Annotated in this window: 18 protein-coding genes and 1 tRNA gene; 13 read left to right on the forward strand and 6 right to left on the reverse strand. The window is 67.4% G+C overall.

The window, feature by feature from the left end:
• The first annotated feature begins 56 nt into the window (after positions 1-56).
• The 4 genes from Dsi01nite_RS23735 (at position 57) to Dsi01nite_RS23750 (ending at position 1917) form a co-directional block, all read left to right on the forward strand.
• On the forward strand, positions 57-350 hold the full coding sequence (locus Dsi01nite_RS23735) for a hypothetical protein (RefSeq protein ID WP_203848443.1): 294 nt from the start codon (positions 57-59) through the stop codon (positions 348-350).
• 345 nt (positions 351-695) lie between these two features.
• A tRNA-Lys gene (locus tag Dsi01nite_RS23740) sits at positions 696-770 on the forward strand.
• Between the two features lie 244 nt (positions 771-1014).
• Positions 1015-1380 carry a hypothetical protein gene (locus Dsi01nite_RS23745; protein WP_203848444.1) on the forward strand — a complete coding sequence of 122 codons (366 nt, stop codon included), beginning with the start codon at positions 1015-1017 and terminating at the stop codon, positions 1378-1380.
• A 66-nt stretch (positions 1381-1446) separates the two neighbouring features.
• Entirely contained in the window at positions 1447-1917 is a 471-nt protein-coding gene (locus tag Dsi01nite_RS23750; protein ID WP_203848445.1) for a hypothetical protein, read from the forward strand.
• Positions 1918-2040: 123 nt separating this feature from the next.
• Here Dsi01nite_RS23750 and Dsi01nite_RS23755 read toward each other — a convergent pair whose 3' ends face one another.
• The gene (locus Dsi01nite_RS23755; RefSeq protein ID WP_203848446.1) at positions 2041-2241 is read right to left on the reverse strand and encodes a hypothetical protein; all 201 of its coding nucleotides are present in this window, start codon (positions 2239-2241) and stop codon (positions 2041-2043) included.
• Between the two features lie 23 nt (positions 2242-2264).
• Between Dsi01nite_RS23755 and Dsi01nite_RS23760 the strand changes: the two genes are divergently transcribed.
• The gene (locus Dsi01nite_RS23760) at positions 2265-2705 is read left to right on the forward strand and encodes a hypothetical protein (RefSeq protein ID WP_203848447.1); all 441 of its coding nucleotides are present in this window, start codon (positions 2265-2267) and stop codon (positions 2703-2705) included.
• Positions 2706-2958: 253 nt separating this feature from the next.
• Here the strand turns inward: Dsi01nite_RS23760 and Dsi01nite_RS23765 are convergent, their stop codons facing one another.
• A complete protein-coding gene (locus Dsi01nite_RS23765) occupies positions 2959-3333 on the reverse strand; it encodes a hypothetical protein (RefSeq protein WP_203848448.1) in 375 nt (124 codons plus the stop codon).
• A gap of 696 nt (positions 3334-4029) precedes the next feature.
• Between Dsi01nite_RS23765 and Dsi01nite_RS23770 the strand changes: the two genes are divergently transcribed.
• From Dsi01nite_RS23770 to Dsi01nite_RS23780, 3 genes are all read left to right on the forward strand, one after another.
• Positions 4030-4368 carry a helix-turn-helix domain-containing protein gene (locus tag Dsi01nite_RS23770; RefSeq protein ID WP_239136127.1) on the forward strand — a complete coding sequence of 113 codons (339 nt, stop codon included), beginning with the start codon at positions 4030-4032 and terminating at the stop codon, positions 4366-4368.
• 5 nt (positions 4369-4373) lie between these two features.
• Positions 4374-5249: an ImmA/IrrE family metallo-endopeptidase gene (locus Dsi01nite_RS23775; RefSeq protein WP_239136121.1), complete on the forward strand. Its 876-nt coding sequence runs from the start codon at positions 4374-4376 to the stop codon at positions 5247-5249.
• A gap of 115 nt (positions 5250-5364) precedes the next feature.
• Positions 5365-5868: a PIN domain-containing protein gene (locus tag Dsi01nite_RS23780; RefSeq protein ID WP_203848450.1), complete on the forward strand. Its 504-nt coding sequence runs from the start codon at positions 5365-5367 to the stop codon at positions 5866-5868.
• A 141-nt stretch (positions 5869-6009) separates the two neighbouring features.
• Here the strand turns inward: Dsi01nite_RS23780 and Dsi01nite_RS23785 are convergent, their stop codons facing one another.
• Positions 6010-6264 carry a Txe/YoeB family addiction module toxin gene (locus Dsi01nite_RS23785; RefSeq protein ID WP_203848451.1) on the reverse strand — a complete coding sequence of 85 codons (255 nt, stop codon included), beginning with the start codon at positions 6262-6264 and terminating at the stop codon, positions 6010-6012.
• Positions 6261-6533 carry a type II toxin-antitoxin system Phd/YefM family antitoxin gene (locus Dsi01nite_RS23790; protein WP_203848452.1) on the reverse strand — a complete coding sequence of 91 codons (273 nt, stop codon included), beginning with the start codon at positions 6531-6533 and terminating at the stop codon, positions 6261-6263. The genes Dsi01nite_RS23785 and Dsi01nite_RS23790 overlap by 4 nt, the downstream gene beginning before the upstream one ends.
• Before the next feature lie 231 nt (positions 6534-6764).
• On the opposite strand from Dsi01nite_RS23790, the gene Dsi01nite_RS23795 reads away from it, so the two are divergent.
• Positions 6765-7055, forward strand: a complete 291-nt coding sequence (locus tag Dsi01nite_RS23795; protein WP_203848453.1) for a hypothetical protein — start codon at positions 6765-6767, stop codon at positions 7053-7055.
• A gap of 3 nt (positions 7056-7058) precedes the next feature.
• Here the strand turns inward: Dsi01nite_RS23795 and Dsi01nite_RS23800 are convergent, their stop codons facing one another.
• Positions 7059-7685: a dTDP-4-dehydrorhamnose 3,5-epimerase family protein gene (locus Dsi01nite_RS23800; RefSeq protein WP_203848454.1), complete on the reverse strand. Its 627-nt coding sequence runs from the start codon at positions 7683-7685 to the stop codon at positions 7059-7061.
• On the reverse strand, positions 7682-8296 hold the full coding sequence (locus Dsi01nite_RS23805; RefSeq protein ID WP_203848455.1) for a class I SAM-dependent methyltransferase: 615 nt from the start codon (positions 8294-8296) through the stop codon (positions 7682-7684). The genes Dsi01nite_RS23800 and Dsi01nite_RS23805 overlap by 4 nt, the downstream gene beginning before the upstream one ends.
• Before the next feature lie 458 nt (positions 8297-8754).
• On the opposite strand from Dsi01nite_RS23805, the gene Dsi01nite_RS23810 reads away from it, so the two are divergent.
• From Dsi01nite_RS23810 to Dsi01nite_RS23825, 4 genes are all read left to right on the forward strand, one after another.
• On the forward strand, positions 8755-9102 hold the full coding sequence (locus Dsi01nite_RS23810) for a DUF2304 domain-containing protein (RefSeq protein WP_203848456.1): 348 nt from the start codon (positions 8755-8757) through the stop codon (positions 9100-9102).
• Entirely contained in the window at positions 9089-9790 is a 702-nt protein-coding gene (locus Dsi01nite_RS23815) for a glycosyltransferase family 2 protein (protein WP_203848457.1), read from the forward strand. The genes Dsi01nite_RS23810 and Dsi01nite_RS23815 overlap by 14 nt, the downstream gene beginning before the upstream one ends.
• Before the next feature lie 193 nt (positions 9791-9983).
• The gene (locus tag Dsi01nite_RS23820) at positions 9984-11951 is read left to right on the forward strand and encodes a hypothetical protein (protein ID WP_203848458.1); all 1968 of its coding nucleotides are present in this window, start codon (positions 9984-9986) and stop codon (positions 11949-11951) included.
• A gap of 411 nt (positions 11952-12362) precedes the next feature.
• Positions 12363-14309 (forward strand): hypothetical protein, encoded by a 1947-nt coding sequence (locus tag Dsi01nite_RS23825; protein ID WP_203848459.1) that lies wholly within the window; start codon positions 12363-12365, stop codon positions 14307-14309.
• The last annotated feature ends 339 nt before the right edge of the window (positions 14310-14648 follow it).

Below are 14648 nucleotides of genomic sequence, written 5' to 3' on the forward strand. Positions count from 1 at the left end.
GAGCGGCAGTGGTGGGACAAGCAGCCGATCCGGCCCGAGCCGAGGGGACGGTAACCATGGCAACGTACGCCGAATGGGACGGGCTGTACGAAGCGGCCTACGACACACCCGGCGACCTGAGTGGTCTGGCCTGCCCGAACTGCGGCCACCACGCACTCCGTCTGGTGTACACAGGCGACCTCGACCAGATGATCGGCTGGGGGACCTTCTCTTGCGACAACTGCCGTCAGGGCATCAGCGTCTCCCGCGCCGTCGTCCCCGAAGGCGCCATCCTGCGCGACCGTCACCTGCCCCTGGAGCAACGCGAACCCCGCACCCCTGGCGACGTCCAGCTCGTCCCCCCGGAGTGAGCAGACCAGGTGGCGGTGGTTGGCACGCACGCCGCGAACAGCAGCGGATGTCCGGCCAGGACGATCGCCGGTTCGACCATGAACGGGACCAGTAGGATCACCGTCCCCCCGATGCCCGGCCCCCGCACGGCACGAGGTGTCCCCGGCCCAGCACCTCCCACTACCGTTCTCCGGCAACCGTTTCCGCGGCCAGCGTGACACGACGTCACACTCGCCCACGCCAGCCGCAAGCCACGGTTGAGCGGAGGCGGCAGATGCGTTGCCGCAATGCTCCTGAGCTGCTGAAACGCGCCCAGCGGTAAGTCGGTATGCCTGGTCGGACGGCGACCGGTACCCTGTAATCGCGGGCTGCTAGCTCAATGGCAGAGCTGCGGACTTTTAATCCGTAGGTTCAGGGTTCGAGTCCCTGGCGGCCCACCATCTGAACTGCGAAAACACGGCTTAGACGTTCACGTTGTTCGATATGGTTGCTCGGAATCGCCCGGAGGTTGCTCCGCGACCGCGAACACTCAGGGCTCTGTCGCGTTCGCCGTTCGCATGATCGAGGCGGCTTGAGCAGCGAAGTCTCCGACCCGCTCGCTGTCATCACTGACGGTCAGCGTTCGGCCGGGTTTCCGGTTGTCCGTGGACGCTTGGTTTCGGGCGCGTACTTGGTCGTGTGTGCGTGTTCGGTTTGGCGCTCGTGCTCGGTATGGGGCTGGTTGTCGCGATCAGCCCCGCGGCTGCGGCGGCCCCGGTGGACGTGGCCGCGCCGGCGGCCGGCGCCGGCTCGTCGGGACGGGCGGCGTTGGCGGGCGGCGCCGGCTCGTCGGGGCGCATCCAGTTCAGCCGGCTTGAGGAGGACGACTTCGAAACGCAGTGTCTGGCGACGCCGTCGGCAGCAGTGGACCCCGGCTGGTTCCCCGACCGGTTCGCGCAGTGCCGGCGTGGCACCGGCATCCACGACGTCTTCGACGCCGACAACGTCAAGGTCGGTGAGGTCCATGTCAGCCTCATCATCATGGGGTTCGCCGTCGACGGCGACCGGTAGGTCGACTACTCGGTCCGGGTCCTCGGCATCACCAAGGTCAATGCGCCCGACCTGGTTCTCGGGACGGTGAGCATCGGCATGTGGTTCGCCTGCGGCGTGTCGCTGACCCCGTGCGCCGAGCCGGCCGCGCCCCGCCGCGTCGACACCGTCTCCGGCTGGCTCGCCGTCAACTACTTCACCACCATCCTGAGGTCACCGGAGACGGCGGACCCGGGCGACCAGCGGGTCCAGCGGCGCTTCGCCCTCGTCCTGGACCTGGCGACACCCGGACAGCCGTTCTTGCCAGGGCCGCCGATCGAGGCGATGTACTCCAACGTCCGCTACGACTCGGCCAAGTATGTCGGCAAGTTACGGGGCACCGTGTTCCTCGACCACCGGCTCGTGTCCGTCGTCGACGAACGCCTCGAGAACCAGGACGAAAGCGCACAGCACATCCGGCAGGCCTTCGACCACCCGGTGCTCACCTTCCCCAGCTGGGCCGGAAGTCCGTCCCCGGCAAGGACGACGGGATCCCGAGCGCCGACGACGAGCCCCTGACCCAGATGTACAACCCGGCGTTGAACGACACCAACCGCGCCCGGTCCCAGCAGATCTGCAAGACCTCTTCGGCGAGTGGGACGGCGACCTGGTGAATTGCGACGAGTTCCCGTTCGCCTCCACCTATGAGGGCTCGAAGAACGGCACCGGGCCAACAACGGACTGCAGCGCTTCTCGGTCCGGCTGATCGACGCGGCCGACAATCAGTATGTCGGTCGGCAGATGCTCGAGGTCGAGTTCTACCGCCCGCTGCGGATCCTCGACGGCGACAAGTACTTCGTCCGCGTGGTGTTCTGAACCGGCCCGCCGGGACGGTGGGTCCACCACCGTCCCGGTAGGCTGCCCGGGTGGCGGAGCTGCTCACGCGGCGGAGAATGCTCGTGCATCCGACCTACCGGATTTTCGTGTTGCACGACCCGGAGTGCGACGACAGCACCAACTTCAACGAGGCGATCGTCGCGGCGATCGCGGAATCCGTCGGCTGGGCGTATGGCATGGTTGCCGTCACCACCGTCGCGGAGATCGGGCAGGTGCCGGTGACCGTCGAGGTCTGGGACGGCGCCGTCGAGGACGCCGGGGCGGCCTGGTCCGCCGAGCTCGACTTCCCCAGCGGGCGGTACGTCATCGACGTGGCCGTCGAGGACGAGGACCGGATCGGCCATGATCTGCCCGGCGGGCCCGCTGTGTATCGCGTCCATCTCGCCGCCCGGCGGGACGACCCGGAGGACTACCTCTTCCACCTGTGGCGGCTCGCCGACTCGCCGCCGTCGCCCGACGACGACGAGTAGGCCAGCGTTCCTGCCCTACCGCATCGGCCACGCGGCAGGTCGCCTTGATCAACAGCTGGCGAACGCCGAAGTTGGTGCCAACATCGATGCTCCGCATGCGTCAGGACCGCGAATGTGCCGACATCGGCGGAGTGCGCAACCGCGCCGGCCGCCGGCGCCGGAAGCCCGCCCGGCCGGGACACCACGTCCAGGCCGGATGCAGCGCTCGCGTACGGCGGGGCTTGAGGGAAGCACACTGGAACGGGTAGGCGGCCTACTGAGAAGCCAAATCCGCTAGAACCGCTGCCTTGCCCTCGTCGAAGTCTGCAAGCGCCGAAGGCTCATCCGCCAGAACGTCGGTCCAGAACCCCTCCCGCATCCAGCTTTGCGGCGCTAGTCGAAGCGACCCGTCGCTCGACACCGCAGATGACCAGCACCGCGGGATGTAACCGTCGACGGTTTCGAACATTTCCGGGTCCCACAGGGAGCTCGAACCATCGCCGTTGTCATCCAAGATCCTGAGGTACCAGTAGTCCGGCAAGTACGCGATCTCAATCACGGGGTAAACCACGCCGATCGTCACGCCCGGATGGGTCTCCACCTGTGCGCCACCGAACGGTTCGAGGATCTTCACGCACTTCACGAGCATCGCGGAAGTGTACGACCGCTCTCGCACGCCCCTGGCGAGAAGTAACAGCAGCAAAGTACAGCAACCGACCGCACCGAGCCGGACCTGGTCGAGGCGAAACCGTTGTGTAGCAACGGTTCCAGCTTCACCGAACCGCACTGTCGCGACTCCGTGGGTTCAGGGTTCGAGTCCCTGGCGGCCCATTGTTATCCGCGCACCGCTTCGCCGCGCTCCCCAGTGGGGGAGCCGCGCTCCACTCACACCCCTCAACACCGTGCCGGGCCGGGAGTGGGTTGGAGGAGGCGCCGTGATCGCCGTTGTCGTCGCTCCGTCTCTTGATCTGCTTCAAGCCGACCCGGGCATGGTGAGGACAGGCGTGGCGGTGGCCTGGTCGACCGTCGCCGGGCGCGGTGGACGAGGCAGCGATCGCTGATCTTGCCGCCCCGGCTCGGTCGGGCGCTCCCTGACGCGGTAGTGGCGTGGCTGCGGACATGCCGTGGCGAGGCGATCGACCCGGGCGATTCCTACGGCACGGACCGACAAGCGCTACCTGGACATCGCCAGGAGCCGTCGCCCCCAACCCAGCTGGCGAGACCGGGAATGGCTGCCGGTCGCGGGTTGACGTCTGGGGTGGCGGTGACTGTCTGTGCATGGCGTTGATCTCGCTGGTGCCGTACACTGAATCACAGTAAGCGATCATGATTCAGGCGGGTGGTCATGATGAGCGTCAACATTGGCACGATGATCGAGAAGGCGAGGATGGCGGCAGGTCTGAGCCAGCGGGCGCTTGCCGATGCTGCCGGCATCTCGCAGCCCACGCTGTCGCGCATCATTTCCGGCGATCGCGCGGCGAAGATGCCGGAGATCGTGGCGATTTCGTGGGCGACGGGGTTCACCGTTGCCCAGCTCACTGGGATCGCCGCCGTAGCCGAACGGGCCCAGTGCGCCGCTCGAGCCACGAACGGCTCGAGCATGGAGGGCATGCGTGACGCATTGCTGCACTTCCTTGAGCTGGACGACTACCTCGACGAGCAGGCCATTCCGGTCACGATTTGACGGCGGTGACGACGCTGAACGCCGAGGTTGAAGGACGCATAGCAGCTGAGCAGTTCCGGGCGCAACATCAGCTCGGCTGGCAGCCACTGGGCGACCTCGTCGCACTGATCGAGCAGTCGGCAGGTGTCGACGTGGCCGTTCTCGACGTAGGACCCGATGAACACGGCTTGACGATGCGGGATTCGCAGCGCGGCGCCGTGTTCATCGGTGTCGCCCGGACCAAGCGTCCGATGCGCCAACGCAGCACGCTGGCCCACGAGCTGGCTCACGTCGTGTTCGGTGACTGGGTGGACAACAACACCACCTGCGACTGGAGCGAGTCGTCACCCAGGGAGAGCCGAGCCAACGCCTTCGCCCGGCATCTGCTGGTGCCAGTCGATGGACTGAAAGCGTTTCTGGGCAGCACTATCCCGATCAACCTGGCCGCACTGTCCGCTGTCGTTCAACGGTTTCTAGTGTCGCCGTCGATCGCTGCCATTGCTCTTGAGCAGGCGGGATACATCGACGCCAACACCAAACGCGAATGGATGTCAGTGACGACCCGCTGGCTCGCCATCCGCTTCGGCTGGGGCGACCAATACCGGATGCTGCAATCGGACACCGACCAGCGGCGCGCCCCGCAGCGGCTCCTGGCCCGCGCTATCCGCGGCTACGCCGAAGGGGTCGTCTCCGCGCAGGCGATCGCTACCTTGCGCGGTATCACGGCTGATCAGGCGGCGGCCGAGTTACGTGAGGCCGGCATTTTTCCGGCGCGGCAACTCGTCACCTGGGCTGATCCGAGCGAGCTGCCTGACGTGGAGGTCGATCTCAACGCCCTGGACAGCGTCCTCGGTTCAGCAGAGGGCGCGTTCGAGACGGCATCGGAGCCGGATGCGGAATGATCCATCGACCCATCATCGATGCTGGGCCAGGCTTGAACTTCCTGTCAATCAATCAAGAGCGGCTGCTTATTGCCACGGTTGGCCGTCTCAGCGCACCGGCAACCGTGGAGCCGAGGTGCTTCGGAAGGCAGGCCAGGATCAGCGCTTCCGTCCCGCCGCTACGGTCTGGAAGAAGCTCGCCCCGGACTGGATTCAGATCCTCTCCGACGACGTGACACCCGAACTTGCCCGGGCTGTGCACCGGATTACTCAACAGCCCATGGTGGACCGTCTGAAGCACTCCAAGGACTTGGGCGAAATCATGGTGATCGCCCACGCCGTCGTGGTCGCGGAGGCCGGCGCCGACGTCGTTGTACTGATCGACGACGGGCACGGTGCGCAGACTGCAAGCGGCGAGATCCGTCGTCTGCAGCGGATGCGAGCCAACGGCAGCACTGTGGGTTCAATCAGCCTGGCCAGCACGCTCACCGTCCTGGAGAAGGCGGCAGGCACGACCCACATTCCCGACCGGGCCAAGATGCGCGACATCTACCAGCGCCTTCGCGGCCTCGATGACGGCCTACCTGCCATCGACAAGACCACCTTGATGACCACCACACGGTGGTCCAACGGCACATGACCGCGGAGGTCCCCGGCGCCGGCCTGCTCCCGGGCGGGTGGATGACGGGTATCCGGCGGGCTTGAAGCGAAGGCGCCGCTGGTATTGGCAACCGCGAACGCAACGACGCACGTTCAGGGACCATGTCTGTGGGGCGCGTCGTCATTCGTAGTGGTAGCGGCACTGCGCGATCTGCACAGTGTCGTCAATGATCCGGTACACCAGGCGGTGCTCCTGGTCGATGCGCCGCGACCAGAACCCAGACCAGTTGCCGCGCAGCTGCTCGGGCTTGCCGATGCCCTCGTGACCGTTGCGGCGGATGTCCTCGATTAACGCGTTCACCCGCCTGAGCATCTGCCGGTCCTGCTGCCAGCTCAGATAGTCATCCCAGCCACGGCTGGCGAACTGGACCTTCACGCGGCGGGCGCCTCATCCGCGTCGAGCAGATCGTGCACCTCGCCGCCGCCCGCACGGAGTTCCTCGATGGCCTCGTTCAGCCGGCGGGCGTTGACTGGGCTCGCCATCAGGTACGCCGTCTCCTTGAGCGACTCGTACTCCCGGAGCGAGATGATGACCGCGGACTCGTGGCCGGAGCGGGTGATCACGACCTCCTCGGCGTCATCCACCACGTGGTCAAGCATCTTGGCAAGGTTCTGCCGGACCTCTGAGTAGCTGACCGTGCGCATGGCGCCCCCGAACTGAACTGAACCGAGCCGACGTACAAGAAATTGTACGACCCGTCACGCGGTGTGTCAGGTCCGCTCGCCCGCCCAGACAGCAGGGCCAGAAAAGTACAGCGCCGGGTGTTATGGATCGTGCGCCGTGGAAGGCGTCGCCGGGACCAGCACGATGCCCGCCGCGTTGTCGTTCCGTGGTGGTATTACGCGACAACCGGATGCATCGCTGGCGCTGCGGTCGTGGCAGCTGCTCTTCTGCCGCAACAGATCGCGGGCATCTCGCTCGTCGTCGCAGCCCTGGTTGTGGCAGTGACCAGCCGGATCGCCGGGAACGGAGCTCGGCTGCCGGCCGGCGCTGCCGGCGTCGGTTATCCGGTGGCCCTGGCGGTCGTACTGATCGGGTCCTTGATCGCTGCATGGACCGTGGTGCGTCCTGACGGTCCATCCTGGCTCGCCTGGATGCTTGCCGCGCTCGTGTTCGTGGTCGCACTCAGCGGGACCTGGGTGGCCAAGACGGGCCGTGCGGCATAGCCCTCAGCCCTGATCCACCGACGAGATTGACGTAGCAGGCCGCAGGCTCTGGGTGTACGACTCGCAGGTGGCGAGGTCCGGGAGTCGCCCCTCGGCGCGCATCTGTGCCAGGGACGGCGCCGCGGCGTCGCGGGTGGAGAGCTGGGGCTCGTCGGCGGGCCACACGATGCCGAGGTCCGGGTCGAGCGGGTGGATGCCGTGCTCACCCGTCGGGTTGTAGGTCTCCGAGCACAGGTACGTGATCGTGGCGTCGTCGGTGAGCGCGCAGAACCCGTGGCCGAGGCCCTCGCTGAGGTATACCGCGCGCCGGTCGACGTCGTCGAGCTGCACACCCTCCCAGCGGCCGAACGTCGGCGAGCCGACCCGGATGTCGACGACCACGTCGAGCACGGCGCCCCGGGTGCAGGTGACGTACTTCGCCTGGCCCGGCGGCACGTCGGCGAAGTGGATGCCCCGCACGACCCCCCGCGCGGACACCGACAGGTTGCCCTGGGCCAGCCGCAGCGGGTGCCCGACCTCGGCCGCGAGGTGGTCGAACCGGTAGAACTCCTGGAACAGCCCACGGGGATCACCGTGCTGTGCGGGGATGATCTCCCAGGCGCCGGCGATCGACAGCTGACGGAATTTCACGGCTTGCGGGCCACAGTCACAAACTCGTTGTAGGTGAAGACCTTGCCGGTCGGGCGCGGGAACGGGAACGAGAACTGCCGGTCCAGCGTGAGCCCGAGATCGGTGCAGATCTTGCCGACCTCGTCGAAGCCGGAGAACCGGACGTGGGTGGCGTCGCTGGCGTAGCCGCGCTCCTGCGGCGTGATGAAGACCGCCCGCCCACCCGAGCGCAGGAACGGCAGGTAGGAGGAGATGATCTCCTTGGCCTGCTCTTCCTCGACGTGCTCGATCAGGTGCGCGCCGAGGATCGCGTCGAAGCGCCCAGGGGTGGCGTATTCGGACTTGAAGAAGTCCTCGATGGTGAACGCGGTGAGCCCGGCCGCCCGGCAGGCGGTGATCGAGGTCGCGTTGTGGTCCACGCCCACGCCGTTGCCGTCGAGGTGCGCGAGGTTGCGGCCGATGCCGCAGCCGACGTCGAGGGTGAAACCGAGGTCGAGCCGGCGGATGTTCCACCGGTAGGGGGCCTGCACGTTCAGTGCCCGCTTCCACCCCGCGTCGCTCAGGCGCTGCAGGCGGTCCGTGTAGTCGACGCCATCGGTCGTGCCTCCGGATGCCTTCACGGACTCACTCACCGCGTCCCCCTGTCAGGCCGTTGCTTCACCCGTAGCAAGTGTGCGAATTCACCCGCCGGATGAAGCAGGGTGAGGCGTTCCGCTCAGGAAGAGTAGTACGTGAGCAGGGTTCGGTCCACCTGCGCAGACCCACCGGGTGATTACTGAGCGTATCGGCTGCCCGGATGACGGTCCCGCCGGGGCGGGTGATGCCGGAGTGTGGTCGAGCGGGGGCGGGTCAGCTCAGGTACGTGCTCTAGACTCCCCACCTCGTGGGAGCCCTTGTCGCCGGCGGTGCCAGACGCGCCAGCGTGTCATTACGGTGGGCGAGCTGATCAATTCCGGCAATCCGGACAATCTACCGCCAGGAGTGAGTGCAGCGCGGTCCTCGGCCGGATTTTCCCGGTGTGAGAACGGCATGGGATGCTGACCGCAGCGCTGCCGAATCGGGGCAACTCCGGCCTTAGAAGGGGACCGGCATGAAACTGACCATCGTCACCGGGTTGACCGCGCTCGCGGCACTCGGCTTCATGATCGAACTGTTGCGAAGACGTCAGCTCCAGGAGAAGTACGCGATTCTCTGGCTCGGCGTCAGTTTCGTGGTGCTGCCGCTCGGGTTCTTCCCGACGCTCGCTGACTCGGTGGTGAAGTCCATCGGTATCGCGTCCGGCGTCAGCCTGGTGCTCTTCCTCGGCATCGTCTTCCTGCTGCTCGTGTGCGTGCACCTGAGCTGGGAAGTCAGCCGTCTCGAGGAGGAGACCAGGACGCTCGCGGAAGACATGGCGCTGCTTCGGGCCGAGCGGGAGCGCAGCAATGATCAACGGTAAGCGCGTGCTCATCATCATCCCGGCCTGGAACGAGTCGGGCTCGATCGCGGATGTTGTCGCCGAGGTCAGGGGCGAGCTGCCGGGCGTCTCGGTGATCGTCGTCGACGACGGCTCCACCGACGACACCTCGATGCGGGCCGCGGACGCCGGTGCGATCGTCGCGCGGCTGCCCTACAACCTCGGCGTCGGCGGCGCGATGCGCACCGGCTACCGCTACGCCCGTGACCACGGTTTCGACGTGGCGATCCAGGTGGACGCCGACGGCCAGCACGACCCGCGGTACATCCCGAAGCTCGTGGACGCGCTCGACGACCACGACCTCGTCATCGGCGCCCGGTTCGCCGGCGAGGGCGGGTATGCGGTCAAGGGCCCCCGGAAATGGGCGATGAAGCTGCTGTCGCGGGTGATTTCCCGGCTGGCCCGCACCCGGCTCACCGACACCACGTCGGGGCACCGCGCCTGCAACCGCCGGCTCATCGAGCTGTTCGCCAACTGGTATCCGGCCGAGTACCTCGGGGACACCATCGAAGTCCTGGTGCGGACGGCCCGGATGAAGTACAAGATCACTCAGATTCCGGTGGCCATGCGGCCACGCATGGCAGGCACTCCGAGCAACTCGCCGGTCAAGGCGTCGATCTATCTCGCCCGTGCCGGCATGGTCCTACTGCTTGCGCTGATCCGTGCCTGAACTGCGTGGATTGATCCGCCAGGGCAGCCCGAAAATTCCGACCTGTGTAGCATCCCAATAGACCCGAGCTCGAACGTCGAACCGGTCTGCCACGCGGCTGCGTCGGTTTTCTTCCGTGGAGATCCACTTGACCACCGTTGTCAACACGGACGCGAAGGTACCCCCCTCGAGGTCGGCACCTCGTCGTCCGCCCGTGCTCTCCTGGGTTGGGGCCTTCGCCCTGGCCTGGGTCATCCCCCTCGTCTCGTACCTCATCGGCGTCGCCTTCGTGGTCCCAGTCCTCGTCGTCGTCGGCGTCATGAGCCTCCAGCGAGGTGCATCTGGGTTCTTCGACCGGCTGGTCATGAGCATCGCGCAGCTCATCGGTGCGGTCTGCGTCGCCGGCCTGTTGTTCTCGGTCTGGCCCTGGCACCTGCACCCGGTCGCGATGGGTGGCTTCGCGCTCACCCTGCTCGTCGCGATCGCCGCGGCCACCGGCCGCCGACCGACGCTGCCGAGGCGCTGGCGCAGCCGCGACTCCGTGCTGGCGCTGGTGTTCGGCGTGGTGGTGGTGCTCACCTATGAGCCGTTCGTCATCCGTGACCTCGGCGGCAGGCTCGGTGTCTTCATGCCGGGCGAGGACTTCTCGCGCCACTACCTGATCTTCGACATGATCGGCGCCCTCGGCGGCTACGCCTTCATGTTCCCGAACGACACCGCTCGCTTCATGCCCGACCAGCTCGACGTGGGCATCCGCAACTACCCGCAGGGCGCGCACTTCATCTACGCCGTTCTCGACCGGTTCATCCGATCCGCGGACCACAACGCGGACGGCGTGACGATGATCAACGTGCTGGTGTGGTTGCACATCGCGATGTTCGCCTTCTTCGGGCTCGCGATGCTGTGGACCGCGCGGCGGATCGCCGGGGCCGGCGTGAGCCCGGTGCAGCTGCTGCCCGTCCTCGGTCTGGTCGGCGCGTGGGTCTACTTCGGTGACCCGATCACCATCTTCGTGCGAGGCTTTCCGAACCAGCTGATGGGCATCGCGCTCTGCGCGATCCTGACCGGTATCGTCGCCCGCCCGTTGACCCATCGGGTCGAGCAGATCGTGGCCGTCGCGCTCCTGCTGGTCGGGATCTCGTTCAACTATCACCTGTACCTGCCCTACGCCTTGACGATCGCCGCGTTCTGGGCCTGGCGGGTGAAGCTGTGGCGCAACCCGCTGGGCTACCTGGCCGCCGCGCTCATGGCCGGCCCGCTCGCCGTCACGCCGTTCCTGAACCTCTACGCCACGACCGGTTATCAGCTGACCCGTCCCGGCACCGCGGAGGTGAACGACCGGCCGGCCGCCTTCGTGATCTTCGTGTTGGCGGTGATCGCGATCGTCGCCGGCCGGCGGGGGCTGCGGTCACCCGCTCGCCGGGCGAACGCGATCGCGCTCGGCACCGCGCTGGGGATCGTCGTCGTCCTCGGGACCTATCAGATCGCCACGCTCGGCGGCGTCATCTACTACTTCGAGAAGACGCTGCACCTGCTGCTGATCGTCGGGTTGGTCTCGCTCGGCGGGCTGGCGCGGCTGCTTCCCCGCGGCAAACCCCAGCACCCGTTCCTGCGTCAGGCCGTGGCGGGCGTCGCGGTCATCCTGCCGCTGATCATGTTCATCGGCGTCGCCGGCGGTAAGCACCACACGATCAAGTTCCACAGCCCCGGGCTGCGGCTGGCACTCGGGTGGTACAAGGGCTCACCGGACGGCGCACGGGACGCGATCCTGATGACCAGGATGTATCCCGACGCGGGCGGGGCGATCAACGTCGACCTCATGAGCACGCCGTTCCGCAACTGGTATGCCACCGTCTACGCCTCGACGATGCAGCGCAACTACCGGTATGGCCACGACTGGTACCTGTGGCACGGCGTGCCGCAGACCGACGGCTGGACCATCGAAGACTTCGAGGACATGGTCAAGAAGAGCCCGGTCAAGGTTCGCCTGTATGTGTTCGACCCGGCCGCGTCCTTCCTGGTGATCCACAAGGAGCACCCTGAGCTGCGGATCCAACCCGACGTGCGGGGCCCGTCCTACGGTGAGGCCGGGGCGATGACGAACATCGAGGCCGCCGAGTTCCTCAAGAAGAAGTACCCGGACAAGGTCGAGGTCGTGTACGCGGTCCCACCGGATCGCTGACCCACCGACCGGAAACGCAGAAGCGCCGCGGGGTATCCCGGGGCGCTTCTGCGTTTGTATGACAAACGTTCATATGACAGACGCACTCACCCGAACGGGTACATGCCCCGCGTCCGGCAGCCGGTTGCGAAACGCTTCGACCTGCGCGGATACGAGCGCTCCGGCGAATGTCCTCACCCTCGCACCCAACGGATCGGGTGATGGGGACCCGAGTTGCCCACGCGGGAACAGAGCGCCGTCCACACTCAGAGATGCGGCCATCGCTTGATCTCTCCTTCGTTACTTCGTCGTTCCGAAGGATCCAGCGGTGGCCGTTCCCATCACCACATCACGCCCAAAAGCGGGCGAGTCGCACACCTGCGACCCGATCCAGTTCGGGATGACGGATGGCTCAGCAGGAGGACGTCGTCGATGTCGACCATGCAATCACTACGTACGGTCCGCGAGGCCGAGCCGGCCGAGCGCATCGGGCGGCCGTGGGCCGGGTTGGCGGCGCTGACCGCCGGCGCCTGGCTGGTGCCCGTCGCCGCCTACCTGCTCCACGTAGCCGTCCTGCTGCCGCTGGTCATCCTGTTCGCCACGGCGAGCCTGGTGCGCGGCGGGCGCACCCTGCTCGACCGGCTGATGATCACCCTGGGCCTGCTGTTCGGTCTGACCTGCGCCGGTGGCCTGGTGCTGTCGTACTGGCCGTTCGGGCTGCACCCGGTCGCCGTCGCCGGCACCTGCCTGACTGCCCTGATCGCCGCCGCGGCCGTCAGCGGGCGCCGGCCGAACCTGCCCCGGCCGGCCCTGAGTGACCTCGTCCCGCTGTTGGGCGGGGCCGCCGTCGGCGCGGTCCTGTTCTACCCGCTGGTGCGCGACGGTGAGGTGCGCCGGCTGGCCACCGCGACCTGGGGCGAGGACTTCGCCCGGCACGCGAACCTGTACAACGCCATCGACATCACCGGCGGCTACCTCTTCACGCGCTGGGACGCCGCGGCCCAGCAGGTCTACGAAGGCATGATCCTCTACCCGCAGGGCAGCCACTTCCTGGACGCGCTGCTCGACAACTTCCTGCGGTCGGACACGACGGCGACCGTCGGCATGGCCACGATCAACCACTTCTGGGCCTTCACCGTCGGGTGGTACGCCCTCTTCGTGCTGATCGCCAGTTGGTCGGCCCAGTGGATCGGCGCGTCCAGCCTGACGCTCGGTCGCCGCCTCGCGCTCACCGCGTTCATCGTCGCGATGAGCACCACGACCGACCTGATGGAAGCCTTCATCACCGGGCACACCAGCGAGGTCGCCGGGCTCTGCCTGATCCTGCTGCTCGTCGCCGTGCTGGCCCGGCCGACCCAGCGCACCGGACAGCAACTGCTCCTGGTCGGCAGCCTGCTGGTCGCGCTCGGCTTCACCTACTACCTGTTCCTGCCGGCAGCCGGCCTGGCCACCGCGTTCTGGCTGGTGCGCGCCCGCCGCCGGATCCGCCGCCGGCCGATGACGCTCCTTGTCGTCGGCCTGTGCACCGCGGTGCTGGCCCCGCTGCCGACCGTCCTGGGCCTGCTCGTGGCGAAGCAGGGCGCCGCGCTCGGACTGGGCGGTGGGGTCATGCCGAGCATCGACGTCGGCATCGCCCTGTTCGCCGTCGTGGCCGGTGGGCTCATCGCCTCCCGTGGCTGGCGCAGCCCGGTCTGGCAGATGTTCGCGCTCTGCGTCGCCTCCGTCGGCGTGCTGAGCATCGGGCTGTTCACCACCCACGCGGTCCAACCGGACGACAACCTGGGCGGGGGCGCGTACTACGCGACGAAGACCCTGCACCTGCTCGTGGTCCTGCTCATCGTCGGTTGCGGCGTGGCGACCCGCGTCCTGGCCCGGCCGGCCGCCGGTCGGCGACGGCAGCCATTCCGGCAGGGCCTGCCGGGCACCATCGCCGGCGCGGGCGCCGCCGTTGCCGTGCTGGCCGCGGTCGGCCTGGTCGCCGGGGACTCGCCCGTGGTCACGCGGGGCAACAGCACATACATCCGTGCCTGGGTGCACAGCGACGGGCGCCGCGACCAGGTCGCCAAGGACATCCTGCACGGGGTGGGGACTGATCCGGCCGACCGTGCGGTGCCCACGTACTTCATGGACGAGGAGCCCTACCGCGGCTACCTGCTGACCGTGTTCGGCTCGACCCTGGCCGGCACCGCCGGACAGACCGCCTTCGGCCTCTACGGGCGGCACGACTTCACGAGCCAGGCTCAGGCCGAGGCCATGATCCGGGGGACCACCGGCAGGATCCGGCTGGTCACCACCTCGACGTCGATGGAGGAGCCGGCCGCGCAGCTCAAGGCGGAGTACCCGGACCGGGACATCGTGGTCGTGCACAAGCGCTGGTGAATGCCCCGCGGCGGCCGGGTGTTCTGCGAAGGCTTGACAGAAAAAGTTTGAAATTGTGGCAACGCGAGCGGATCTCTGTGCCATTTCGGGCATCGATGGGGCTTGAAGCTTGACGCCTCTCGCACGTTCTGTTCAATATTTACGGAACATGTGCGATCCGGTGCCGCCCCTGCTGCCGGCGCACGATCCGTCATCGCGCCCGCCAGCGCGTCACCATCGGAGCCGCCACCGATGTCCACTGCAGCCAGACGCCTTGCCGCCGTAGCCGCCGCCGCGCTCCTCGGCAGCGTGCTCGCGCCCGGTGCCGCAACCGCCGCCATCCCGGACTACACCACCGCC

It is taken from the genome of Dactylosporangium siamense (assembly GCF_016862795.1).
GTDB lineage: Bacteria > Actinomycetota > Actinomycetes > Mycobacteriales > Micromonosporaceae > Dactylosporangium > Dactylosporangium siamense.